The organism is Pseudomonas sp. BCA17 (genome assembly GCF_004519405.1).
Lineage (GTDB): Bacteria > Pseudomonadota > Gammaproteobacteria > Pseudomonadales > Pseudomonadaceae > Aquipseudomonas.
In genome coordinates this window covers 1,847,220-1,867,554 of sequence record NZ_SGWI01000001.1, presented here as the reverse complement: position 1 = coordinate 1,867,554, position 20,335 = coordinate 1,847,220, and the positions used below count along the sequence as shown (strand labels likewise).

Annotated in this window: 25 protein-coding genes and 1 tRNA gene; 11 read left to right on the top strand and 15 right to left on the bottom strand. The window is 57.3% G+C overall.

Going from position 1 to position 20,335, the window contains the following annotated elements:
* The first annotated feature begins 4 nt into the window (after positions 1-4).
* A complete protein-coding gene (locus EXW71_RS08640) occupies positions 5-955 on the top strand; it encodes an alpha-E domain-containing protein (protein WP_123714272.1) in 951 nt (316 codons plus the stop codon).
* Positions 952-1,755 carry a transglutaminase family protein gene (locus tag EXW71_RS08635; protein ID WP_123714273.1) on the top strand — a complete coding sequence of 268 codons (804 nt, stop codon included), beginning with the start codon at positions 952-954 and terminating at the stop codon, positions 1,753-1,755. The genes EXW71_RS08640 and EXW71_RS08635 overlap by 4 nt, the downstream gene beginning before the upstream one ends.
* A gap of 127 nt (positions 1,756-1,882) precedes the next feature.
* Here EXW71_RS08635 and EXW71_RS08630 read toward each other — a convergent pair whose 3' ends face one another.
* On the bottom strand, positions 1,883-2,689 hold the full coding sequence (locus EXW71_RS08630) for a cytochrome c (protein ID WP_134657069.1): 807 nt from the start codon (positions 2,687-2,689) through the stop codon (positions 1,883-1,885).
* Between the two features lie 642 nt (positions 2,690-3,331).
* Here EXW71_RS08630 and EXW71_RS08625 point away from each other — a divergent pair.
* The 3 genes from EXW71_RS08625 (at position 3,332) to EXW71_RS08615 (ending at position 7,518) form a co-directional block, all read left to right on the top strand.
* Positions 3,332-4,537, top strand: a complete 1,206-nt coding sequence (locus tag EXW71_RS08625; RefSeq protein WP_134657068.1) for an acetyl-CoA C-acetyltransferase — start codon at positions 3,332-3,334, stop codon at positions 4,535-4,537.
* Between the two features lie 16 nt (positions 4,538-4,553).
* Positions 4,554-6,698 carry a 3-hydroxyacyl-CoA dehydrogenase NAD-binding domain-containing protein gene (locus EXW71_RS08620; protein ID WP_134657067.1) on the top strand — a complete coding sequence of 715 codons (2,145 nt, stop codon included), beginning with the start codon at positions 4,554-4,556 and terminating at the stop codon, positions 6,696-6,698.
* Positions 6,699-6,792: 94 nt separating this feature from the next.
* The gene (locus tag EXW71_RS08615) at positions 6,793-7,518 is read left to right on the top strand and encodes an amidotransferase (RefSeq protein ID WP_134657066.1); all 726 of its coding nucleotides are present in this window, start codon (positions 6,793-6,795) and stop codon (positions 7,516-7,518) included.
* Here EXW71_RS08615 and EXW71_RS08610 read toward each other — a convergent pair.
* The 3 genes from EXW71_RS08610 to EXW71_RS08600 form a co-directional block, all read right to left on the bottom strand.
* Positions 7,515-8,486 (bottom strand): magnesium and cobalt transport protein CorA, encoded by a 972-nt coding sequence (locus EXW71_RS08610; RefSeq protein WP_123714278.1) that lies wholly within the window; start codon positions 8,484-8,486, stop codon positions 7,515-7,517. The genes EXW71_RS08615 and EXW71_RS08610 overlap by 4 nt on opposite strands.
* A 141-nt stretch (positions 8,487-8,627) precedes the next feature.
* Positions 8,628-9,350 carry a 1-acyl-sn-glycerol-3-phosphate acyltransferase gene (locus tag EXW71_RS08605; protein WP_134657065.1) on the bottom strand — a complete coding sequence of 241 codons (723 nt, stop codon included), beginning with the start codon at positions 9,348-9,350 and terminating at the stop codon, positions 8,628-8,630.
* Between the two features lie 212 nt (positions 9,351-9,562).
* Complete coding sequence (locus EXW71_RS08600; protein ID WP_123714280.1) at positions 9,563-10,255, bottom strand: crotonase/enoyl-CoA hydratase family protein; 693 nt, start codon at positions 10,253-10,255, stop codon at positions 9,563-9,565.
* A gap of 335 nt (positions 10,256-10,590) precedes the next feature.
* On the opposite strand from EXW71_RS08600, the gene EXW71_RS08595 reads away from it, so the two are divergent.
* From EXW71_RS08595 to EXW71_RS08585, 3 genes are all read left to right on the top strand, one after another.
* Positions 10,591-10,680 (top strand) — tRNA-Ser (locus tag EXW71_RS08595).
* Between the two features lie 305 nt (positions 10,681-10,985).
* Positions 10,986-11,243, top strand: a complete 258-nt coding sequence (locus tag EXW71_RS08590; protein WP_134657064.1) for a DUF1652 domain-containing protein — start codon at positions 10,986-10,988, stop codon at positions 11,241-11,243.
* 90 nt (positions 11,244-11,333) lie between these two features.
* The gene (locus EXW71_RS08585; RefSeq protein WP_134657063.1) at positions 11,334-11,534 is read left to right on the top strand and encodes a hypothetical protein; all 201 of its coding nucleotides are present in this window, start codon (positions 11,334-11,336) and stop codon (positions 11,532-11,534) included.
* A gap of 78 nt (positions 11,535-11,612) precedes the next feature.
* On the opposite strand, the gene EXW71_RS08580 is transcribed toward EXW71_RS08585, so the two are convergent.
* Complete coding sequence (locus EXW71_RS08580; protein WP_134657062.1) at positions 11,613-12,038, bottom strand: response regulator; 426 nt, start codon at positions 12,036-12,038, stop codon at positions 11,613-11,615.
* A gap of 385 nt (positions 12,039-12,423) precedes the next feature.
* Between EXW71_RS08580 and EXW71_RS08575 the strand changes: the two genes are divergently transcribed.
* Positions 12,424-12,948: a hypothetical protein gene (locus EXW71_RS08575; RefSeq protein ID WP_134657061.1), complete on the top strand. Its 525-nt coding sequence runs from the start codon at positions 12,424-12,426 to the stop codon at positions 12,946-12,948.
* Positions 12,949-13,137: 189 nt separating this feature from the next.
* Here EXW71_RS08575 and EXW71_RS08570 read toward each other — a convergent pair whose 3' ends face one another.
* The 9 genes from EXW71_RS08570 to EXW71_RS08535 form a co-directional block, all read right to left on the bottom strand.
* Positions 13,138-14,322: an Arm DNA-binding domain-containing protein gene (locus EXW71_RS08570; protein ID WP_134657060.1), complete on the bottom strand. Its 1,185-nt coding sequence runs from the start codon at positions 14,320-14,322 to the stop codon at positions 13,138-13,140.
* A gap of 106 nt (positions 14,323-14,428) precedes the next feature.
* Positions 14,429-14,599 carry a hypothetical protein gene (locus tag EXW71_RS28760; RefSeq protein WP_167659644.1) on the bottom strand — a complete coding sequence of 57 codons (171 nt, stop codon included), beginning with the start codon at positions 14,597-14,599 and terminating at the stop codon, positions 14,429-14,431.
* Entirely contained in the window at positions 14,592-14,840 is a 249-nt protein-coding gene (locus tag EXW71_RS08565; RefSeq protein WP_134657059.1) for a hypothetical protein, read from the bottom strand. Before EXW71_RS08565 ends, EXW71_RS28760 begins: the two co-directional genes overlap by 8 nt.
* Before the next feature lie 66 nt (positions 14,841-14,906).
* Entirely contained in the window at positions 14,907-15,200 is a 294-nt protein-coding gene (locus tag EXW71_RS08560) for a hypothetical protein (protein ID WP_134657058.1), read from the bottom strand.
* Between the two features lie 15 nt (positions 15,201-15,215).
* Positions 15,216-18,014 carry a toprim domain-containing protein gene (locus tag EXW71_RS08555; RefSeq protein WP_134657057.1) on the bottom strand — a complete coding sequence of 933 codons (2,799 nt, stop codon included), beginning with the start codon at positions 18,012-18,014 and terminating at the stop codon, positions 15,216-15,218.
* Between the two features lie 4 nt (positions 18,015-18,018).
* Complete coding sequence (locus EXW71_RS08550; RefSeq protein ID WP_038451200.1) at positions 18,019-18,252, bottom strand: hypothetical protein; 234 nt, start codon at positions 18,250-18,252, stop codon at positions 18,019-18,021.
* 73 nt (positions 18,253-18,325) lie between these two features.
* Positions 18,326-18,562, bottom strand: a complete 237-nt coding sequence (locus EXW71_RS08545) for a hypothetical protein (protein ID WP_134657056.1) — start codon at positions 18,560-18,562, stop codon at positions 18,326-18,328.
* On the bottom strand, positions 18,559-19,038 hold the full coding sequence (locus EXW71_RS08540; protein ID WP_305955824.1) for a YmfL family putative regulatory protein: 480 nt from the start codon (positions 19,036-19,038) through the stop codon (positions 18,559-18,561). Before EXW71_RS08540 ends, EXW71_RS08545 begins: the two co-directional genes overlap by 4 nt.
* Before the next feature lie 29 nt (positions 19,039-19,067).
* Positions 19,068-19,268 carry a DNA-binding protein gene (locus tag EXW71_RS08535; RefSeq protein ID WP_134657054.1) on the bottom strand — a complete coding sequence of 67 codons (201 nt, stop codon included), beginning with the start codon at positions 19,266-19,268 and terminating at the stop codon, positions 19,068-19,070.
* On the opposite strand from EXW71_RS08535, the gene EXW71_RS28755 reads away from it, so the two are divergent.
* Positions 19,185-19,730 carry a helix-turn-helix domain-containing protein gene (locus tag EXW71_RS28755; RefSeq protein ID WP_167659643.1) on the top strand — a complete coding sequence of 182 codons (546 nt, stop codon included), beginning with the start codon at positions 19,185-19,187 and terminating at the stop codon, positions 19,728-19,730. The genes EXW71_RS08535 and EXW71_RS28755 overlap by 84 nt on opposite strands.
* Before the next feature lie 89 nt (positions 19,731-19,819).
* Positions 19,820-20,005: a hypothetical protein gene (locus EXW71_RS08525; RefSeq protein ID WP_134657053.1), complete on the top strand. Its 186-nt coding sequence runs from the start codon at positions 19,820-19,822 to the stop codon at positions 20,003-20,005.
* Between the two features lie 46 nt (positions 20,006-20,051).
* Here EXW71_RS08525 and EXW71_RS08520 read toward each other — a convergent pair whose 3' ends face one another.
* Positions 20,052-20,309, bottom strand: a complete 258-nt coding sequence (locus tag EXW71_RS08520; RefSeq protein ID WP_134657052.1) for an ogr/Delta-like zinc finger family protein — start codon at positions 20,307-20,309, stop codon at positions 20,052-20,054.
* Positions 20,310-20,335 lie beyond the last annotated feature (26 nt).

Sequence of the window (20,335 nt, the reverse complement as noted above, 5' to 3'; positions counted from 1 at the left end):
TGCCATGTTGAGTAGAACTGCCTCGGATTTGTACTGGATGTCGCGCTACTTGGAGCGCGCGGAAAACCTCGCGCGCATGCTTGATGTCAGTTATTCGCTGTCCCTGATGCCGCAAGACGGGCACGGTGACGGTCTGCATGAACTGGCCATGCCGTTGCTGATCACCGGCACCCTGGATGATTACCGTGAGCGCCACGGTGAATTGCATGCCGAACGCCTGCTGCACTTCTTTGCGCTGGATGCAGCCAACCCGGCCAGCATCTACAGCTGTCTCGGCTCAGCGCGGGCCAGCGCCCATGCGGTGCGTGGGCGAATTACCGCCGATATGTGGGAAAACATTAACGCCACTTGGCTGGACATCCGTGACATTGCCCAACAAGGCTTGAGCCATTACGGCATGAGCCGGTTTTGCGAGTGGGTCAAGGAGCGCTCGCACCTGTTCCGGGGCGCGACCTACGGCACCATCATGCGTAACGACGCCTTTCGTTTTATCCGCCTGGGCACCTTCATCGAGCGCGCCGACAACACCTTGCGCCTGCTGGACGCGCGTTATGAAATGGCCGGCGACCAGGCCGCCGCCGTCACCGACGGCACAGCCCACGCCTACTATCAGTGGAGCGCCTTGTTGCGCGCGTTGTCGTCGTTCGAGGCCTACACCGAGATCTATCGCGACGCGCCTGGTGCCCGGCAAGTGGCGGAGCTGCTGCTGTTGCGCGCTGATGTCCCACGCTCGCTGCGCGCCTGCAGCGAGGAGATCGACCAGATCCTTGCCAGCCTGCCCGGGCTCAACGGCCGCCCGGCCCAGCGCCTGGCCGCTGAAATGGACGCACGCCTGCGCTTTACCGCCATCGACGAAATCCTTGAGGAAGGCCTGCACGCCTGGCTGACCGATTTTATCCCTTTGGTCCGCCAGCTGGGCGACGCCATCTACAGTTCCTACCTGGAGGCCGCATGAGACTCTCTCTCAGCCACGAAACCACCTACCACTATGAAGACCAGGTGCGCGCCAGCATCCAGTACCTGCGGCTTACGCCCCACGACAGCGAGCGCCAGCACGTCATCAGCTGGAAGCTCGACCTGCCACGGCCGGTGCGGGCGCAGATCGACCCGTTCGGCAATATCCTGCATGTATTGACCCTGGACGAACCCCACGACGCTATCATCATTGGCGCCCGTGGCCAGGTGGACATCGATGAGTTACGCGAGGCTGAACACGAGAGTCAGTCGGCCTTTCCATTCCTGCGCAGCACGCGCCTGACCGAGCCCGACGAGGCGTTGCGCAGCTTTGCCGAGCAGCACTGCCGGCAACGTCGTGACCGCAGCGCATTGATCGACCTGATGCACGCGCTCAACCAGACGATGGTCTACACGCCCGGCGTAACCGCCATCGACACCAGCGCCGCCGAGGCTTTTGCCGGGCAGGCGGGCGTATGCCAGGACCACACTCACGCGTTCCTGGCCTGTGCACGTAGCCTGGGGATCCCGGCGCGGTATGTGTCGGGGTACCTGTACACCGAAGACAGTACGCACCTGGCCAGCCACGCTTGGGCTGAAGCCTGGCTGGATGACGCCTGGTACAGCTTTGACGTGACCAACCAACTGGCGCGACCGGAGCGGCATTTGAAACTGGCCGTGGGCCTGGATTATCTGGATGCCTGCCCGGTACGCGGCATGCGCCGGGGCGGCGGGCATGAGCAGATGCATGCCAAAGTCTACGTGGCCCAGACCCCGGTCATCTCCGTCCATCAGCAATGATCGGAAAACTGACGCGATCGCAGGCGGGAAGGGGCTTGCTCCCGATAGCGGCGCGTCAGCTGAAAATGCCTGACTGACACGCGGCTATCGTGGGGCAAGCCTCCCTACAGGGAGGTCGTCGCGACGATCAGGGTTGTTGTTTACGCCCCGCCATATGCCTCAAATACCCCACCAGCAAATCCAGTTCGGTATCGGGCAACACACTGGCCGTAAACGCCGGCATCTTCGCCTGTGGCCAATGGCGCAGGCTCTGAGGATCGCGGATATAACGCTTGAGGAAATCCCCGCTGAAATATTCGGTGGGGTTGTAGGGAATATTCAGATCCGGTCCCACTTGCGCGTCGCCGGCGCCATTGAGGCGATGACAGGCCAGGCAGTTTTTCTGGAACAACGCAAAGCCTTGGTTGATGGGGTCATTCGCCGCCAGCTTCGGGTCGGGCAGCAAGGCTGGAAACCGTTCGGCGACTGTCTTCAATTGCTTGATCCCGGAGATCTGGAACGGCCACTGCTCAGGGCTGATATGGCCGACTTGCGGGTCGGTCCACACCAGATAAAACGGCCCTGCGCTCGGTTTACCTTCCGCCAGCGCCGGCCATGGGTGGGCGGGATCCTCCACCGCCAGCCAGGCGCGGGCGCCGTGGTTTTGCAGCAGCGGCGCGGCAGCCAGTTCGGCGGCGAAGCCATCGAGGGCGACGGCTTGCAGGTGGCTATCCGGTTTCAGCCCCGGGAGCAGGGCGGCGAGTGGCACTGCTCGATAGGTCATAGTGCGCTTGTAGGAAACGTCATCGACGATCTGCACCGTTTGTATATCCGGCCGCTTGAGCAAGTCGGCGGTCTGCCAGGTCTTGGTGGTGTGCTCCAGTTCGATGGTCAATTGCGCGGCAGAAACAGGCAGAGTCAGTAACGCGATGAGCAGGGCGAGGATCGTTTTCAAGAGAAGGGCCCGATATGAATGGCAATGGCACTCACGATAACGGAAATTGGCACGCAAAACGGCAGCGCCTGCACAGGACCGCTATTCGCAATGTCCCGACAGGTGCTGCCAAAACTGCAGGCCTGATGCTGTGTGCACCGAATGTGAGTGTTAAGCCGTCACCCGATAATCTTGGTCAGATTGGGCAAGATCAGAATCAGTGTGGTGGCGAAAAGAATGAGTCCCGCCTGGCGTACTTTCGATTGTTTAAACATGGCTGACTGCCTTTTGTTGTTATTCCTGAGCGTCAAATGCGTGCCGGTAAATTTCACTATGACGAAATGACGTGTCGCTTTTCTTACAGCTGCTCCAGCAAAACCCGGCAGCAGCCTCTTACAGATTCAACCTTAGAGCCCCTGTTCTGCGCGACTTAGATCCATTTCATATCACCTCATCTGCTTTTGAGCTAAAAACGGCATGAGGCTATTCGCCATCTTGGCGCCAGCCCTAGGGCTAGACAGCTAAAACGATTAATCAGCGGTTTCGCTTAGCTGCCTACCGTTCGTCCGAGCGAGGGTGTCAAAAGCAATGAGCGCATCCGTCATTGAAACCGTGTCAATCGGGCCTAAGGTAGGAGCACACGCACAGCGGTTCGAGGATGTCATGACCCAAGCTTTGATCTTTGACGCAATACGCACGCCCCGCGGCAAAGGCAAGGCCGATGGCGCCTTGCACAGCATCAAGCCGGTAAACCTGGTGGCCGGTTTGCTCACCGCATTGGCGCAACGCGGCGACCTCGATACGCAGCAGGTGGATGATATCGTCCTCGGCTGCGTGACCCCGGTGGGCGATCAGGGCGCCGACATCGCCAAGACGGCCGCGCTGGTAGCGGATTGGGATGTCAGCGTCGCAGGCGTACAGGTCAACCGCTTTTGCGCCTCGGGCCTGGAAGCGGTGAACCTTGGCGCGATGAAAGTGCGCTCAGGCTTCGAGGACCTGGTGGTGGTCGGCGGCGTCGAGTCCATGTCGCGGGTGCCTATGGGCAGCGATGGCGGGGCCTGGGTACTCGACCCGCACACCAATATGCACAGTCATTTCACGCCCCAGGGCATTGGTGCCGATTTGATCGCCACCCTTGAAGGCTTCAGTCGCGAGGATGTCGATACCTTCGCCCTGCAGTCCCAGCAGAAAGCGGCCAGGGCGCGTGCAGAAGGTTCCTTCAGCAAATCCTTGATCCCGGTGCAGGACCAGAATGGCATCGTGCTGCTGGACCATGACGAATTTATCCGCGGCGATTCCACGCTCTACGGCCTGGGTAAACTCAAGCCCAGCTTCGAAATGATGGGGCAGATGGGCTTCGATGCCACCGCGTTGCGGGTCTACAGCCATGTGGAGCGCATCAACCATGTACACACGCCGGGCAACAGCTCCGGGATTGTCGACGGTGCTGCGTTGATGTTGATCGGCTCCGAGGCCAAGGGCCGCGAACTGGGGCTGCAACCGCGAGCTCGCATCGTCGCGACGGCGGTCACCAGCACCGACCCGACCATCATGCTCACCGGCCCGGCGCCGGCCACGCGTAAGGCACTGGCCAAAGCCGGGTTGCGCGTAGAAGACATCGATTTGTTCGAGGTCAACGAAGCCTTCGCTTCGGTGGTGCTCAAGTTCATCAAGGACATGCGCATCGACGCCGTACGGGTCAATGTCAACGGCGGCTCCATCGCCATGGGCCACCCGTTGGGCGCCACCGGCTGCGCGATCCTCGGCACCTTGCTCGACGAGCTGGAGGTGCGCCAGCAGCGCTATGGCCTGGCCACCCTGTGTGTCGGCGGTGGCATGGGCATCGCTACCATCATCGAACGCCTTTGAGCCGAAGGAACCTGTCATGACTGATGCTATTCATTACGAAAAAGGCCAGGACCAGATTGTGGTACTGACCCTCGACATGCCTGGCCAGATTGCCAACACCATGAACGCCGCGTACCGCGAGGCCATGGCGGCCACCGTCACGCGCCTGGAAGCGGAGAAGGACAGCATTGCCGGTGTGATCATCACCTCGGCCAAGAAGACGTTTTTTGCCGGTGGCGACCTCAATGAGTTGATCAAGGTCGACAAGCTCCACGCCAAGGCATTCTACGACGGTGTGCGGGTACTCAAGGCGCAGTTGCGCCGCCTGGAAACCCTCGGCAAACCGGTGGTGGCCGCGATCAATGGCGCGGCCCTGGGCGGTGGCTGGGAGATCTGCCTGGCCTGCCATTACCGCGTCGCGCTGGAAGATAAATCCACTCAACTCGGTTTGCCGGAAGTCACTCTGGGCCTGTTGCCAGGCGGCGGCGGGGTCGTGCGCATGGTACGTATGCTGGGGCTGGAAAAGGCCCTGCCGTATTTGCTGGAAGGCAAAAAAGTACGGCCGCAGCAGGCGCTGCAAGCCGGCTTGATCAATGAGCTGGCCGTGAACCGCGATGAACTGTTGGCCAAATCTCGCGCCTGGATTCTCGCCAACCCCGAGGCCAGGCAGCCTTGGGACAACAAGGCGTATCAAATTCCCGGGGGGACGCCGTCGAACCCCAAGGTGGCGCAGATGCTGGCGATTGCGCCGTCGATGCTACGCAGCAAAACCCACGGCTGCTTTCCGGCGCCGGAGAAGATCCTGTGCGCCGCCGTGGAAGGCGCACAGGTAGATTTCGACACCGCACACCTGATCGAAACCCGCTACTTCACCGAGCTGGTCACCGGCCAGGTGGCGAAAAACATGATCGGCACCTTCTGGTTCCAGCTCAACGAAATCAATGCCGGCAGCTCGCGACCCCAAGGGTATGCGCCTTGCGTGACGCGCAAAGTCGGTGTGCTCGGCGCCGGGATGATGGGCGCGGGTATCGCGTATGTCAGTGCCTGTGCGGGCATCGACGTGGTGCTCAAGGACATCAATCTTGCCGCCGCCGAAAAAGGCAAGGCTCACTCGGCCACGCTGTTGGATAAGAAGGTCGGTCGTGGGCAATTGACCGCCGAACAGCGCGACGCCACCCTGGCGCGCATTCATCCTACGGCCCTTGATGCCGACCTGGCCGGTTGCGACCTGATCATCGAAGCCGTATTTGAAAACCGCGAGCTCAAGGCTCAGGTTTCGGCGGCGGCCCAAGGCGTGGTTGGCGCCGAGGCGGTGATCGCCTCTAACACCTCGACCTTGCCCATCAGCGGCCTGGCCAAGGCCGTAGCCGATCCAGGCAAGTTCCTCGGCCTGCATTTCTTCAGCCCGGTGGACAAGATGCCGTTGGTGGAAATCATCAAGGGCGCGCAAACCAGCGACGAAACCCTGGCCAGAGGTTTTGACTTCGTACTGCAAATCAAGAAAACCCCGATCGTGGTCAACGATAGCCGCGGGTTCTTCACCTCGCGGGTGTTCGGCACTTTCACCAACGAAGGCATTGCTATGCTCGGTGAAGGCGTGGCCGCGCCGATGATCGAGACCGAAGCGCGCAAGGCCGGCATGCCGGTGGGGCCGTTGGCGGTGTCCGATGAAGTGTCGCTCAGTTTGATGAGCCAAATCCGACAGCAGACGGCCAGGGACCTGCAGGCGGAAGGTAAGGACGTGCCGACGCATCCGGCGACGCGGGTGATCGAGCTGCTGGTGAATGAGTACAAACGCGCCGGCAAGGCGGCGGGTGGCGGCTTCTATGACTATCCGGCAAGTGGGCAGAAGCACCTGTGGCCCGAACTGAAAGCCCGGTTCGAACAGCCCGGCAAACAGATTTCGCCGCAGGATGTGCGTGACCGCCTGCTGTTTATCCAGGCCATCGAAACCGTGCGTTGCGTGGAAGAGGGGGTGTTGATGTCCACGGCGGATGCCAACGTGGGTTCGATCTTCGGCATTGGCTTTGCCGCATGGAGTGGCGGTGCGTTGCAATTTATCAACCAGTACGGGTTGAGCGACTTCATCGCCCGGGCGCGCTACCTGGCGGAGCAATATGGTGAGCGGTTCCTGCCGCCGGCCTTATTGTTGGAGAAAGCGGCACGGAACGCGACCTTCTGACGGTTTTGGGCATGTGCGGGGCTTGCCTTGTGGAGGGGTTTCAAGGCAGGCTCTGGGGTGTGCATTATTCCCATCACCGTGTCAGGTATTTTTTATGTCGCTACGCGTCTGTATCCTGGAAACCGATATCCTGCGTCCAGGCTTGATCGATCAATACCAAGGGTACGGGCAGATGTTCAAGCGCCTGTTCTCCAAGCAGCCGATTGCCGCCGAATTTGTCATCTACAACGTCGTGCAGGGCGAATACCCGCCGGAAGATGAAGTGTTTGATGCCTACCTGGTCACTGGCAGCAAGGCCGACTCCTTTGGTACCGACCCCTGGATCCAGACCCTCAAGACCTACCTGCTCGAACGTTACGAGCGTGGCGACAAGCTGCTGGGTATCTGCTTCGGTCACCAGTTGCTGGCGCTGCTGCTCGGCGGCAAGACCGAGCGCGCCGGGCAGGGCTGGGGCATGGGCATCCACGACTACAAGCTCGATGCCAAGGCGCCGTGGATGAGCCCTGAAGTGGAAGAGTTGACGCTATTGATCAGCCACCAGGACCAAGTGACCACGCTGCCGGAAAACGCCACGGTCATTGCGTCCAGCGCGTTTTGCCCGTTTGCGGCGTATCACATTGGCGATCAGGTGCTGTGCTTCCAGGGGCACCCGGAATTCGTCCATGACTATTCCCGCGAGCTGCTGGAGATTCTTCAGACAACCTTGGGTGAGAAGGTCTACACCCATGGCGTCGCCAGCCTGGAACGCGACCACCACGGCGTCACCGTGGCGGAATGGATGATGCGTTTTGTGGCGCACAAATCCGAGGCCAAGGTTTAAAGCCAGCCCGAACGCTTGAAGCTGGCCCACAAACCGGTACAGCCCACCGCGATAAACCCGAGCACTGCAAAATAGCCGTAGTGCCATTGCAGCTCGGGCATGTTCTGGAAGTTCATCCCATAAATCCCCGCCACCGCCGTGGGGAACGCGAGGATCGCTGCCCACGCGGCGAACTTGCGTTGCACTACGCTTTGACGCGAAGCCTCCAGCAACACACCGATCTCAATGGTCTGGCTGGCGATATCGCGCAAGGTGGTGAGGTCTTCCATTTGACGTGTCACGTGGATCTGCACGTCGCGGAAATACGGGCGCATGTTTTTGTCGATAAACGGGAAGCTCAGCTTCTGCAACTCCTGACTGATCTCCACCATCGGGGCGACGTAGCGCTTGAGCCGCAGCACGTCGCGGCGCAAGCCGTGCAAATTCTGGATATCACGCTCACTCAGCGAACTGCACAGTACGTTGCGTTCCAGCTCATCGATCTCGGCATGGATCGCTTCGCTCACCGGTTGGTAATTCTCGGTGACGAAATCCAGCAGTGCATAGAGTACGAAATCTTCCCCATGCTCCAGCAACAGTGGCCGTGCCTCACAACGCTGGCGTACATAGCCGTAGGATGCCGAATGACCATTGCGGGCGGTAATGATGTAGCCGTTGCCGGCGAAGATATGGGTTTCGATAAACAGCAGCTTGCCGTTTTCGCGCACGGGTGAATAAGTGACGATAAACAGCGCATCGCCGAAGGTTTCCAGCTTCGGGCGGCTGTGTTTTTCCAGGGCATCTTCGATGGCCAGTTCATGCAGGTTGAACTGGCGTTGCAGATTGGCCAGCTCCTGAGCGTTGGGTTCTTCAAGGCCGATCCATACAAAGTGGTCGGGTTTGGCGGCCCAGGCCGCGCCTTCGTCGAGGGTGATATCGGTGACTTTCTTACCGGCGCTGTAGACGGCGGCCGCAACAACTCTACCCATGGTGCTGATCGCTTCTTATTGGGATGACAGATGTTGGGCAGCTTAGCTTGAATGACGTTCCTTCGTAGCTGTCATTGCGACGAGCTTTTTGTGGTGAGCGAGCTTGCTCGCGCTGGGGTGCGAAGCGCCCCCAGGCGGTGTTCAAGCAGCCTGCAGCTCACGATCCATCTGCGCGATGCATTCATCCATTTGCTTCTGGCAAGCCTGCATCAACTGAGGGATGTCATCCGAAGTCAGCCCAGTCGTAGGAATCGGCGGCAACGAACGTATGAGCACATCGCCGCTGTTCCAGCGATTGAGCTGCATATGCGTGACGTAATTGCTCACGCACACCTGCACGATAGGCACTCCGGCCGCAATCGCCATATGGAATGCGCCTTTCTTGAACGGCAACAGACCGTTGCCCAGGTTGCGGGTGCCTTCCGGGAACACCCAGATCGACGTGTCCTCATGCTGCAATGTATGGGTGGTGGTGAGCATCGCACGGCGCGCCTTATGTGCGTTGCCTCGGTCGATCAACACATTGCCCGCCAGCCAGAACAACTGGCCGAACAGCGGCACCCATTTCAGGCTCTTCTTGGCGATGCACACCGTGCGGTGCGGCACCACGGTGCCGAACACAAACAAGTCATAGTTGGACTGGTGGTTAGCGATGATCACGCACGTGCCGGGTTTGTTGCGCAACGAGTCGACATCCGCCTTAACGTTCAGACGCAGGATCCACATGGCGGGCAGGGCGTACAGGCGGGCGCACAGGCGACTGTTGTCCGGGTTGAACGGTCGGCAAATACCCAGCACCACGCCCAACACGCCGGCGACGATAAAGTGCAGGCCCATCAACAACATACGTAACAGAAATAGCATCGACACGGCCTATCGGGACAAAGGTGGCGCAGTGTACGGATGTGCACTGTATTCGGCAATTGCCCCTACAGACGTAGGAGATAGGCGATGTTTGAGCACATGTTTCAATATGTGCCGATACAGCCCGATTAGAGCGGCTAGAGACGATTCTGATTTGTTTGCAAGAAAAAGCCCGACTCAAGGTCGGGCTTCGGTGCCGCAGTTATAAGGACTTAGTTCAGGATATGGCCCTGATCCTGGATGATGGCGTCGTCCAACGCCTCCAGCAGCTCTTTGCGCACTTTCAGCTTGGTGTGCTTGTGTGCGTTCATATTGATCTTCTTCAACTGACGCGCCGCCTCCAGGGTCGCCGCCTGCAACTCTTCGGGGGCGACAACTTTGTCCAGGAAGCCGGCAGCCAACGCACCTTGCGGATCAAACATCTCGGCGTTGATCACCGAACGGTGAAAGGCCGACTTGCGCAGACGATCGCGGGCCAGCTCGATGCCGGCGTGGTGCATGGTCATGCCGATCGCCACTTCGTTCAGGCCGATGCTGAACGGGCCTTCCACACCAATCCGATAATCCGCCGACAACAGCAGGAAAGCGCCCTTGGCCACCGCATGCCCTGGGCAAGCGACGATGACCGGGAACGGATGGGACAGCAGGCGACGCGCTAACGTCGAGCCGGACGTCACCAGGCTGATCGCCTCTTTGGGGCCGGCAGTCATCACCTTCAAATCATAACCACCCGACAGCATCCCCGGAGTCCCGGTGATCACCACCACGGCCCGGTCTTTCTCGGCCTGATCCAGCGCCGCATTAAACTCACTGACCACTGCCGGAGAAATGGCATTCACCTTGCCGTTGCTCAAGGTCAGGGTCGCGATACCGTCTTCGAGGTGGTAGGCAATCAACTCACTCATGACGCGGTTCCTTGTAGGATTTGTTATAGAGAGACTATTGATAGAAATGCGTGCGCAGACGTTACCCACCACGCCCGCCCCGGTAAAGCGTCGTGACTGACTACCCAGTCAGACATTCGCGCCATACCCAAGGGTAGACGCCCCGGAGCAGGGCGCACCGGCTGTCCCAGGCTCATGTTACCCATGCCCAAGAATGGCAGAATCACCGCCCTGACCAGGCGGGTACTGACATAACCGTCTAACCGCATGAAAATTCTGAAAAAAACCTTTGCCATCAGAAAGGCTTTCGACTACATTAGCGCGCCTCGACAGACTGAACTGGTTTGCCGAGATACGGTGAAGTGTCCGAGTGGCTTAAGGAGCACGCCTGGAAAGTGTGTATACAAGAAATTGTATCGAGAGTTCGAATCTCTCCTTCACCGCCAAATTACGAAAACGCAAGCCCCTGATTTTCCTAGAGAAAGTCGGGGGGTTGTGGTTTTTGGCGCCTCAAAAAAGGCCATATGGGACTGAGATGGGACTGGGGCCCTATTTTGGTGCGTAAATGGAGACCCGCAAATGGCTGCCGTCCAACCGCAGGTAACCCAGTAACGGCTATGGAAGCCCCAGACACCAATGCGAAAGCTATCTGACGCGATTACGCGACTACGGCTTTTTTATGGCCGCGTCAAAACTGGCTGCTATCATTTCAGCAATAATCGAATCTGCGCTGACCTTGAGGACGTAAGTCATGGTTTCGATTCTTGAATTGCGCCATATGATCGAATGCGGTTTTCTCCCGCTTTCTTGCACATGTACATCGAATCCCGATGGTACGTTGAGGGTTAGAGTGTTTGAGCCTGCCTCTGGTCAGGTTGAACTGCTGGTTACTGCAATCAAAACAGACAAGCTAACGTCCAGTAGGGCGATTGCTAAACTCATCGGCGAGTTGCGAGCTGAGATGGCCGTGAGACGCACCAAATTCGGTTGGGCAAAGATTTCCACATGACGCGCAGGCAAGCCACGATATTTAGGCCATACTGACTTCAGAGGAATAGAGGTTCGTAGTATCGGACCAGTCCTACTCAGAAGTTTGATTATGATCGACATCGATGACTTTCGATACAAATCTCACCACTTGCTATTGGATCTGGATGCGGCGACAAATCATCTAATGATGCTAGTAGTGGCGAACAACGTCTCTGGCTCCATTTGGAATGAAGCAACTCTGCGCCAGAGGCTAGCGTATGAGGCTTGGGCGATTCTGATTGTTACCTTCCAACCCCAGAAAATTCTTTGATTGCTATGGCCAGCCGGATGGCGTTATTTCGGCTTTTATAATGGCTCCCAAGTCGTTCCAGTACGGAAAAAGCAGAATCTAACCGTCACGCTTTTTTTGAAGTGAATGATCGAGTTGACGAGCCAAAGCTTTTGCTACCGCCGTCACCAAGTCATTCATGGACCAAGGCTTGTTTAGGTACGTAGTTGAAGATGGCACGATCGACGGATCCAATCCGTAGCCGGAAGTGAGGATCGTGGCAGTTGTTGGCCATTTCGCCTTCATCAACGCTATGAGGTCCGCGCCTTGGAGTTTGCCCGGTAATCCATGATCTGCGATCACGAGTGGACAGCTAACCGACATACCCAGCATGTGGGTTAGTGCCTCGTCTGCCGTGCCGAAGTCGAGAGTTTGTAACCCAATCTCAGACAAGATTTCAACCATCAGCAAACGAAGTGTTGGATCGTCTTCAACCACTATCACCGATCCCGTGATGAGCAAAAGTTTTTCCCACTCGTCGTGCATTGAATCGTTCCTGTATCCGATCTGTTTTGCTCAAGACGCCTTATTGGCGGCTTTTAGTGTAGGCCATTTCTGAGGGATAGATCTGGTTGAAAACGGAAAAATTGTACATCCCCTTTTGGTCGTTTGCGGCCTCGGACACCGTGATACAGAACGCCGCTTATGTGCAAAAAGGCCCCCACACCTGAGCCCGATGTTGGGGCCTTTTTTGTATCGGGGGACACCGGACTTCACTGGCGTGGGATGCCAGAACCGCCTACATTGGGTTTGAAGCATACAACGCCAATGACTCGGAAAGATGCGGCGTTGAGTGCGCTGATCGCGTGGTTTTGATCGGTAATAACGGTTTCTAGCGTGGGGCGTAGACCCTCGGCGCTAAGGGGGATGCATGACAATCGAACGAGACATAGTCTCCACCAAGGATGAAAGGACGATTGCCAATTTTGCTTTGGGCATATGGAATGACCGCTGGTTGATGCGCGACGAGCACGTGCGTTGTAGCTACTGTCTAGCCTCACAACAGCCGAGCAACGCTGATGTGCCGCTGATCCATTGTGAAGGCTGCGAACTGGTACATGAACATTTCCCGCTGCGTGATTTATGCACCATCTTGCAAGACCGTAGCGCGGTATTCAGCGGCAGCGCTGTGTTCTCAGCGAACGGGTTAAAGCTTCCTGTTCAGATCCGCATAAGGCTGGCCACCCATCTGGAAGGTTTGGTTTGTTGTGGAGATATGCACGTTCTGACATTGCTCCAGGAACGTGCAGAGAGCTTTTTAGAGGGCGTTGAAGCGGCAGGTGTCGTGGGTCAAGACACCCTCGAAATCCTATTAATAGCGATAGAGGTAGCAGCCTCGAAGCGCCGCCGGGAGCTGCAATTATCATCAGAGAGTCCATCCAGACGGACACCCTAATCGCCTTGCCAGCACGCGGTTGGGGAGGTATTGGAAGGCAGGGTGTCCCATGAAAAGGGAATGAACCCTGTCCATCCGTTTAAATGGGCCACCCGGCGCATTCCGGTGCGCTCACGGGCTTGAACCGCAGCGCGCCCAGGCGTTTGACGGATGTTGACCGTTTTGTCGTGTCGGTGGACCTTATTCGCCTCAGTTGTGAACTGGGACCGGCGAAAGCTTGAGGGCCAGCTGCAGCATGCCTACTACATCCGGCCCATCTTCATTAATCCACGTTCCATAATGCTGGCGAATCATATTACCGTTGGTATGCCCCATCTGTTCAGCGATCCAATCGATTGAGGCAATGCCCGTCGTGAGTAACTGACTGGCGTAGGTGTGCCGGCATTGCCCAGGACCACGATAGCGGACCCCGGCCGCGAGCAAGTGAGCTTTGAAAAAACGGTCACGCACGACAAAATCGTTGGCGTGCGGCAAACCGCTTTTGGTGTTCAAGAATACAAAGTGCAGTGTGTGCCGGCGTACTGTTTTATTGTCCCGCTCCACGACTTCCACAGTTTCAGCTTTTCTTTTTCGGGTCAGTGCGTCGACCTTACGCAACGCATCCCACGCCGGCGCCAAGAGGCGAACCTTGCGCATCGAGCGACGCGTCTTCGTGACGCGATAGGCGCCGCGCACCTTCGATCGACGAAAGGTCACCATCCCTTGTTCCAGGTCGACGTCCTCCCACGCCAAAGCAATGGTTTCAGACACCCGAGGACCGGCCCAAATCATGAACTGCACCATCAGTAACTCAAGCGTACGAGTGGTCGGTGTGTCGAGGATCTGTTTGATTTCCGCACGAGTGAACGGGTCCGGTGCTTCGGGGTCAGGCAGGCGCACCATCAAGCCTTCGGTAGGATCGTGCGCGACTTTCATCCGAGTACGGTAGAGCCTGAAAACCTGGCGCACGTTGCTGATAATGTCGCGGATGGTCTTATTTTTGAGGGTTTTCGACAGCGGGCCCTGGATCCACTCTTGCAGGTCCAGGTGATCGATCGCGTTGATCTGCACTTTGCCCCAGCGCGGTCGTACATGTACCTCGGCCTTGTTGGCATAACCTCGATAACTCGATGCCGCGACGCTGTTGGCTTTGATGCGCAACCAGATGTCCAGGTAATGACCGAAGGTGTTTTCTACCAGCCTGGTTGAATTGGGGAAGTGGCGTGCGTAGTCAAAGATGCCAGCTTGGATTTCGTATTCGATGATGGCGAGCAAGCGCTTGGCCTGGGCAACGTTCGCCGGTGTGTTTCCTCCAGGTAACGATTCGCGGCATTTTTCGCCGTCGTATTGAAAATAGATTCTCACGGAATTACCGCGAGCTTCGACCCCACTCATGTAAACCCCTAACGCTGTACTCGTATGGCGACAGTCTGACGATCGGAAACAAAAAGGCCCGTTTCCGGGCCAAGTATTTAGAAGCGCGTCTTCTGGTGGACGCGGCTTAACGCTTAGGCTTGTGATTGCGTAGATGGGCATTCAGCCGTTGGCGTTGCCGGCTGCATTGCTCGTGGTTGCCCTGCGCACGCCACCGATCGCAAAGGTCGCACATGCTGGTGTAGTCGATGTTCCAGGGGAAACGTCGCGCGCGGGTCGAATGGGGTTGCTTAGGCATGGCGCGCCGCCCCCCGGGATGCGTTGTTGGCGAGCAGTTGAGCGACGACTGCCGCATCCGTTTCGCTCAGTTCGCCCAGGGTGTTGGCCATCTGGCTCAGGCTTTCAAGGCGGATGCGTGATTCCGGGGTTTTGTGCACCAGGTAGCCGATGACTGCCGCGCCGATAATCGCGGTGGCCACCAGGTGCCGCGCCGGTGTGGTAGCCTTCGCGGCGCCGCTGCTTAGGTTCTGTGCTTGCATGGTATAGCCCTCTGTTGCGGTTGGGTGTCGAGGAGCTGCAACTCCTCGGCACTGTTTTTTTAAAGGTCAGTCCTTGCGGGCCAGGTGGATCACCAGGTCACCAAAATTTGGCTCATGCTCGACACATGATTGCCATTCCAACACCCTCAAAATCTGTTGCCGGCTGCAGTCGTCCACCAGGATTTCGCGCTGGCCACCGGCTGCGCGGACCTCCAAAATCTCCAGCAAGCCATCTTCCCCATAAGCCTCAGCCTGGATGATCGGCGCCCTTTCTCCCGTAAAGTCCAGACGGTCCTGAACTGACTGGAGCTTGCTGGTTTTGCCTTCGCTGGCACTGCCCATAAACACTTGGATTTGCATCGGTCTTGCTCTCCTTTACGCCTTGAATGTCCAGCACTTAACTGTGGTCGGCCGGGGTTGTGAACACGGATTGCGGTTGTTGAAAGCAGCACGAACAGCGCTGTGCACCGCCTTGTTGCTGTCCAGAAACTTGCGGGAACGGGACTCCTTGAGCAGATCGCGCAACGTGGCCACGTCTGCCAACTTCTGTTTGTGTTCGGCGGCGCGCTCGCAGAATTCGTTGAGATTGATAGCGATCACGGTGGGGTCGCTGCTGTGGTCGACCACCGGGTCTTCGCTTAACGATTCGAGGTAGTCGTAGACCTCCCAAAACTCGGCCACGGCTGAATGGTCGGAACTGATTGAGGTCTGACGCTCGATAGCCATCCGCACAATCTGGCGCTGGGTGGCAGCGACTTGGGGATCACTCAGTTTCAGCACCAGGCGCAGGCAATCCAGCAGCGAGAGCAGTTGCGCGTGGTTCTTGCTGATGCGCTCGACGCGGATATAGCCACGCAAGTCATAGCCGCAGCTGCTGCAGATACCCGCGTCGCTGGTATAGGCGGTACCACAGGCGAAGCAATGGGTATGCAGGCGGCGCAGCTTGGCTTCGTGTTCTGGCATACGCTGAGCGAACAGCTCAAGCACCGCGGATTCTTTGCCGACGGCCCGCAACAGGAAATGGCTAAGAGTGCCGCCATCCAGCGCGTTCAACTGGTCAGCTGCAGCACGGCTTTCCAGCGTCACGGTCGGGCGTACAAAGTGCAGTTTTACAATGCGCGTCATGATCGCTTCGTGGGCGACTACGGCCGCGTTTTGGCTGATAGCGATCGTTCCCCGGAACGGCGGTTCGTACGTCTCGTTACCGGCTGTCTTGACGCCCTTCGTCGCCAAGGTTCCGCCGCCGTAGAAGTCTTTCAGCTCGTCCCATTCAAAGGTTTTAGCGTGTGCTCGATCATCGCTGTGGCGATCGGCTTCCAGGAATACAACCGGCATGCCCGATACCTGGCCCATTAGTCGAGAGCGACCGGCCTTGGTCGATTTCATCGGGTCGAAGCCTTCATAGCCTTCGCGGCCGAGGAGTTTCCATAGGAGGTTCAGCAGGGTTGTTTTGCCGGCGCCGGCTTCACCGGTAGCTTCCAAGAACGGGAAGGACTGGTAGCGAGCACGGATCTGTTCGCAGAAAAGCGAACCGAAGAAGAACACCAGGGCGACAAAGCCTTGGGCGCCGAAGCAAGTCCACAGCAACTGCACCCACTTTTCATCAAAGCCCTTTGCGTCGCGCTGCAGTTTGATAGGGACGCCTTTCTGCAGGGTTTTTAGGCGCAGCTTGCCGAACTCGAAATAGTCCTCACTGTTGACCTTATAGGTGGTGCCGTCCTTGATCGCGATATCCCCGTAGACATAGCAAGCGTATTCCTTGCTGTAGCCTACGTAGTCGATGGTCGAAACGGTTTTGATGCCGAACAGCTGGTCTTTCATAAGCTTGTCGAGCTGCTGGCCACTGCCGGTGAACATCGCGCCCGCTGCCATGCCGAGCAGGCGCTTTTTAAATTCGCTGGCGGCCGACAGCTGGCCGCTGGTGAAGGTGTTTTTCACGCTCTCAGAGTCGTGTGGGAAGTCCACGCGCATGTAGTACCAGGACTCGTCTGTTACCTCGTTACGCTGGAAATACAAGGCTTGTGGGTAGCAGTTGGCAATCTCCACGACACTGCCGGACTGCTGCAGCGCCTTTTCACGCTGTTGTGCCTGGTTGAGCAGTTGATCGTCGTGGTTCTCACTGTCCTCGATGTCGGACATGGCCCGGTTGAATTTCTCCATGTCCAATTTGAACCAGTACAGGCGGTTCCCAAAGCCAAGGTGAAATTCCCCGCGCTTGTTCCAGTCATACATGAGCAATGCTTTTTCCGCCGCGCTCTCAGCCAGCAGCAGGGCGCCCAGGTGTCGGGTTTGTTTGAGGTCGGTGGCGATTTGATCAGCGCGTTTAGTGTCGTCCTGAATGAAGCTCCAGCGTTGGTGAAGGTCGTTCCAGTCCGCTTTGCGGCCGTCGCGTTGCGGGATCTGCGCAGACTCACACGCAAAGCCCAGGGCGCGGGCGTCGCGTACCCAACGTCGGGTGTAGGCGTTGGCGCCGGGCTCGTTATCAAGCGCCCAAACCAGCTTCGGCAACTTCCCGCCCTCGCGGGTTTTAATCAATGCCTTGAGTGAGTCCCCGGGGAACGCATTGGAAGACATGGCCGACACGGCGGCGATGTCGTTGTGCACCAGGGCGATGGCGTCGAAGATACCTTCAACAATCCAGATTTCCTTGGCTTCAAGCAGGTCGACGCAGGGCGGGCACCACCAAACGCCGCGATAGCTGTCCTTGGACTTGAAGCGGGCTTTCATCTTGCCGAAGCGATGGGGCTGATCGATCAGGCGTTCCCACCAGCCACCTTTTTCCAGGGCGAAGCGAACAGTGGCACTGCCGGCGTTGTGTTCAACGGAATAGAACGTTTCCTGGGTGAACCAACCCTGGATCAGCTCAAACCGAAAGCCTCGGGCGAACTCCAGATAGGCGCGTGCTGTTGCGTTGGGATGCTGGTCTGTCGCGGGCGCTCGCTTGCTCCAGTCTTCGAAAAGGTCGTCATAAAGCTCTTTGACGTGCAGGGTGTGGCCGCACTTTTCAGGGCGACCACAAATCACCATCCATGGCGTATCAAACCGGGAATACAACTCTTTCTTTTTGCACTTCGGGCAGGTGCCGCCGCGCATGTAGTCGGTGCCCGTGCGGTGCTTGAGCCCGAAGTCGGCCTGGAGGCGTTGCAGCACGTCGTGACGAAGATCTTCTTTCATGGGGTTACTTCACTGCTTTGAGGCTGTGGGACAGGGCTGCCATAAGGCGTTTTTGCGCAGCCATAACCGGAATGTGAGCGAGAATCGCGCCGTGGCGCAGACCGGCTGCCACGAGGCGGAATTGGTCGTCGTACCAGTGTTCGTTGAGGCTCAAGCGATACTGTTCACGCAGGTTGGCCAGCAACGCTTCGGCCTCGGCTGGGGGCAGTTGTGTGGTGACAATTACGGCGTTTGTCATCGTTAAACCTCAATTTCGGGCGCAGCTCACCCAAACCCACGGCACGTGGGGGCGGCGTTGGTTGGGTTAGGTGTTACGGATTGGCGGGGCGCTTACGGCGTGCGATGTCCACCAGCTCGCTGTGGGCGAGGGCGGTCAGTTTGTCTGCTACGGGTTCGGGCAGGTTGAAGCGGTCAATCAAGTGATCGACCGCACGGCGGTGTAGTGCCCGTGTGTAACCCAGGTGTTCGGCTTGATGGCGCTCAAGAAATGCCAGAGCAGCGTTCTGTACGCATTGTTGGTAGTCCAGAGTGTTGGGTTGAGTGTTCATTGGCCTTTCCCTGATTTGGCGCAGTACAGGTCGATAGCGGCGTGGACTTCGGTAGTGCGTGCGGCCATGTGCAAGATATGAGCGTTCAGGATCAGTTCGGCTTCATCCTCCGTAATTACACCGTCATCAAGCGACTGGGCAATGATCTGATCCACGGTGCCCCGCTTGGCTGAGGTCTGCACTGCTCGGGCATACATCTCAACGTTGTCCAAGTTTTCTGGATGGACGATTGGCACAAACATACCGCCGTACATTGCGGCAACGTAATTGGCCAGGTGCTGTGTCCCCGTGACTTGTTCCAGGTCGAAAATCTGCAAGTCCGTCAGCGGGCGGCAGTTGTTGTTCTCGTAAGCGTGGTTATCAAACTTTTTGAGTGGCAGGCCGATGTGAGCAGCGGCTCGTTCGCGGCCACCTTCGAAGGTGCAAATAATTGCACTGACGACTTCCCTGCGTGTTTTTAGAACCTGATTTTTCATCTTCTGCTGTTCCCTCAGAGACCTGACCATTACTGTGTAATTTCGCCGTCTTTGATCCCCAGCAGGACGGCAGCGCGATGTGCCTCCCCACGGCGACCTTTTCGACGCCTGTTTAATAGGTCGCTGACCAAATTTTTGTTCAGGTCATGAATTCGGCAGAATTCCGCGATGCTCATACCCTTCCGATCAAGGGCTGCGCGGGCTTGCTCCGGTGTAACGGGCGCGGGCATAGTGTGTTCACTCCTGTTGAAACGGGTTTTTTTGTGTTCATTGGTGGTGATTATGCACGTAAATTTGGTCTTGTACAGGGGCGAAGCTTGAAAAATTGTGCATCCGATTCAGGGAATGAAGATTCTGTTGGCGACCGTTTGCGTGAAGAACGCATCAGGTTGAACCTAAGTCAGGAGGACTTAGCGCAGGCAGGAGGGGTGAACCGCAATACACAAGGAACCTATGAACGTGGCGGCCGGAATCCAGACACGTCATATCTCGCGGGCGTGGCAACGTTGGGCGTGGACACGATTTATGTGCTCTGCGGTCGACGGTTCGTAGGTGCGGGACTGAGTGACGATGAAGCGAAAGTCGTTGCAAACTTTCGAAGTATCCCCGAAGACGACCAGCGCACCATTGTCCGAATTTTGAAAGCGATGGCGGACGATGTGGCGCGTCAATCAAAGGGCGATCGTTCATAACCAGGTCAGACATTTTTATACCTTTTACTTTAAAAGTTATGCGGTGCCGATACCTTCGATCCAGCAATGCATTTATGGAGCAATTACGCATGTTGGATCACATTCAAGTCGATCGTATGGCCTCGAAAAACGAAGACCCTCACTGGAATGATCTAAATGATCTTGAGCGTCGTTTAATAAAACTCATTCGTTCGATGAGTGAACGAGACCGACAGAAAATTAGCCGAGTCACTGAAGTGATGGTCATGAGCTATGGCTGGAACGATCACAAGTAGTCATTGACGATGTTCAACCGTCGGCTCATGGAGGCGGCGGTTGTAGTCATATGACGGGCTGCATTCCCAACCGGTCAAACAACTCGCGTTGTTGGGTTCTTGGTAACTCTCGAAGTCGGTCATAAAGCATCCGCTCAAACGTTTGGGCTGATGGACTTAGGGTGTGCGAGAAAGTGAGATTTGCGACCCATGTATGTCCACATGTTGCATCAAGACATTGACAATAGAGCTTTGCAAAATCCACAGATAGGGCCTCTCTAGAGGCAATCCGCCCCTTATGCCCGCATTTACAAGTTACTCGCATTTGTCCCTCCCCAGGGTGTAGCAAAT

Excerpts from the sequence above, each read along its gene's own strand:
- EXW71_RS08585 (WP_134657063.1), top strand. The coding sequence starts at position 11,334 with ATGATCGACATCGATGACTTTCGATACAAATCTCACCACTTGCTATTG.
- EXW71_RS08620 (WP_134657067.1), top strand. The coding sequence starts at position 4,554 with ATGACTGATGCTATTCATTACGAAAAAGGCCAGGACCAGATTGTGGTA.
- EXW71_RS08535 (WP_134657054.1), bottom strand. The coding sequence starts at position 19,268 with ATGCCCGCGCCCGTTACACCGGAGCAAGCCCGCGCAGCCCTTGATCGG.
- EXW71_RS08625 (WP_134657068.1), top strand. The coding sequence starts at position 3,332 with ATGACCCAAGCTTTGATCTTTGACGCAATACGCACGCCCCGCGGCAAA.
- EXW71_RS08580 (WP_134657062.1), bottom strand. The coding sequence starts at position 12,038 with ATGCACGACGAGTGGGAAAAACTTTTGCTCATCACGGGATCGGTGATA.
- EXW71_RS08605 (WP_134657065.1), bottom strand. The coding sequence starts at position 9,350 with ATGCTATTTCTGTTACGTATGTTGTTGATGGGCCTGCACTTTATCGTC.
- EXW71_RS28755 (WP_167659643.1), top strand. The coding sequence starts at position 19,185 with ATGAATTCGGCAGAATTCCGCGATGCTCATACCCTTCCGATCAAGGGC.
- EXW71_RS08600 (WP_123714280.1), bottom strand. The coding sequence starts at position 10,255 with ATGAGTGAGTTGATTGCCTACCACCTCGAAGACGGTATCGCGACCCTG.
- EXW71_RS08640 (WP_123714272.1), top strand. The coding sequence starts at position 5 with ATGTTGAGTAGAACTGCCTCGGATTTGTACTGGATGTCGCGCTACTTG.
- EXW71_RS08635 (WP_123714273.1), top strand. The coding sequence starts at position 952 with ATGAGACTCTCTCTCAGCCACGAAACCACCTACCACTATGAAGACCAG.
- EXW71_RS08520 (WP_134657052.1), bottom strand. The coding sequence starts at position 20,309 with ATGCGAGTAACTTGTAAATGCGGGCATAAGGGGCGGATTGCCTCTAGA.
- EXW71_RS08570 (WP_134657060.1), bottom strand. The coding sequence starts at position 14,322 with ATGAGTGGGGTCGAAGCTCGCGGTAATTCCGTGAGAATCTATTTTCAA.
- EXW71_RS08525 (WP_134657053.1), top strand. The coding sequence starts at position 19,820 with ATGTTGGATCACATTCAAGTCGATCGTATGGCCTCGAAAAACGAAGAC.
- EXW71_RS08575 (WP_134657061.1), top strand. The coding sequence starts at position 12,424 with ATGACAATCGAACGAGACATAGTCTCCACCAAGGATGAAAGGACGATT.
- EXW71_RS08560 (WP_134657058.1), bottom strand. The coding sequence starts at position 15,200 with ATGCAAATCCAAGTGTTTATGGGCAGTGCCAGCGAAGGCAAAACCAGC.
- EXW71_RS28760 (WP_167659644.1), bottom strand. The coding sequence starts at position 14,599 with ATGCCTAAGCAACCCCATTCGACCCGCGCGCGACGTTTCCCCTGGAAC.
- EXW71_RS08615 (WP_134657066.1), top strand. The coding sequence starts at position 6,793 with ATGTCGCTACGCGTCTGTATCCTGGAAACCGATATCCTGCGTCCAGGC.
- EXW71_RS08540 (WP_305955824.1), bottom strand. The coding sequence starts at position 19,038 with ATGAAAAATCAGGTTCTAAAAACACGCAGGGAAGTCGTCAGTGCAATT.
- EXW71_RS08590 (WP_134657064.1), top strand. The coding sequence starts at position 10,986 with ATGGTTTCGATTCTTGAATTGCGCCATATGATCGAATGCGGTTTTCTC.
- EXW71_RS08545 (WP_134657056.1), bottom strand. The coding sequence starts at position 18,562 with ATGAACACTCAACCCAACACTCTGGACTACCAACAATGCGTACAGAAC.
- EXW71_RS08555 (WP_134657057.1), bottom strand. The coding sequence starts at position 18,014 with ATGAAAGAAGATCTTCGTCACGACGTGCTGCAACGCCTCCAGGCCGAC.
- EXW71_RS08610 (WP_123714278.1), bottom strand. The coding sequence starts at position 8,486 with ATGGGTAGAGTTGTTGCGGCCGCCGTCTACAGCGCCGGTAAGAAAGTC.
- EXW71_RS08565 (WP_134657059.1), bottom strand. The coding sequence starts at position 14,840 with ATGCAAGCACAGAACCTAAGCAGCGGCGCCGCGAAGGCTACCACACCG.
- EXW71_RS08550 (WP_038451200.1), bottom strand. The coding sequence starts at position 18,252 with ATGACAAACGCCGTAATTGTCACCACACAACTGCCCCCAGCCGAGGCC.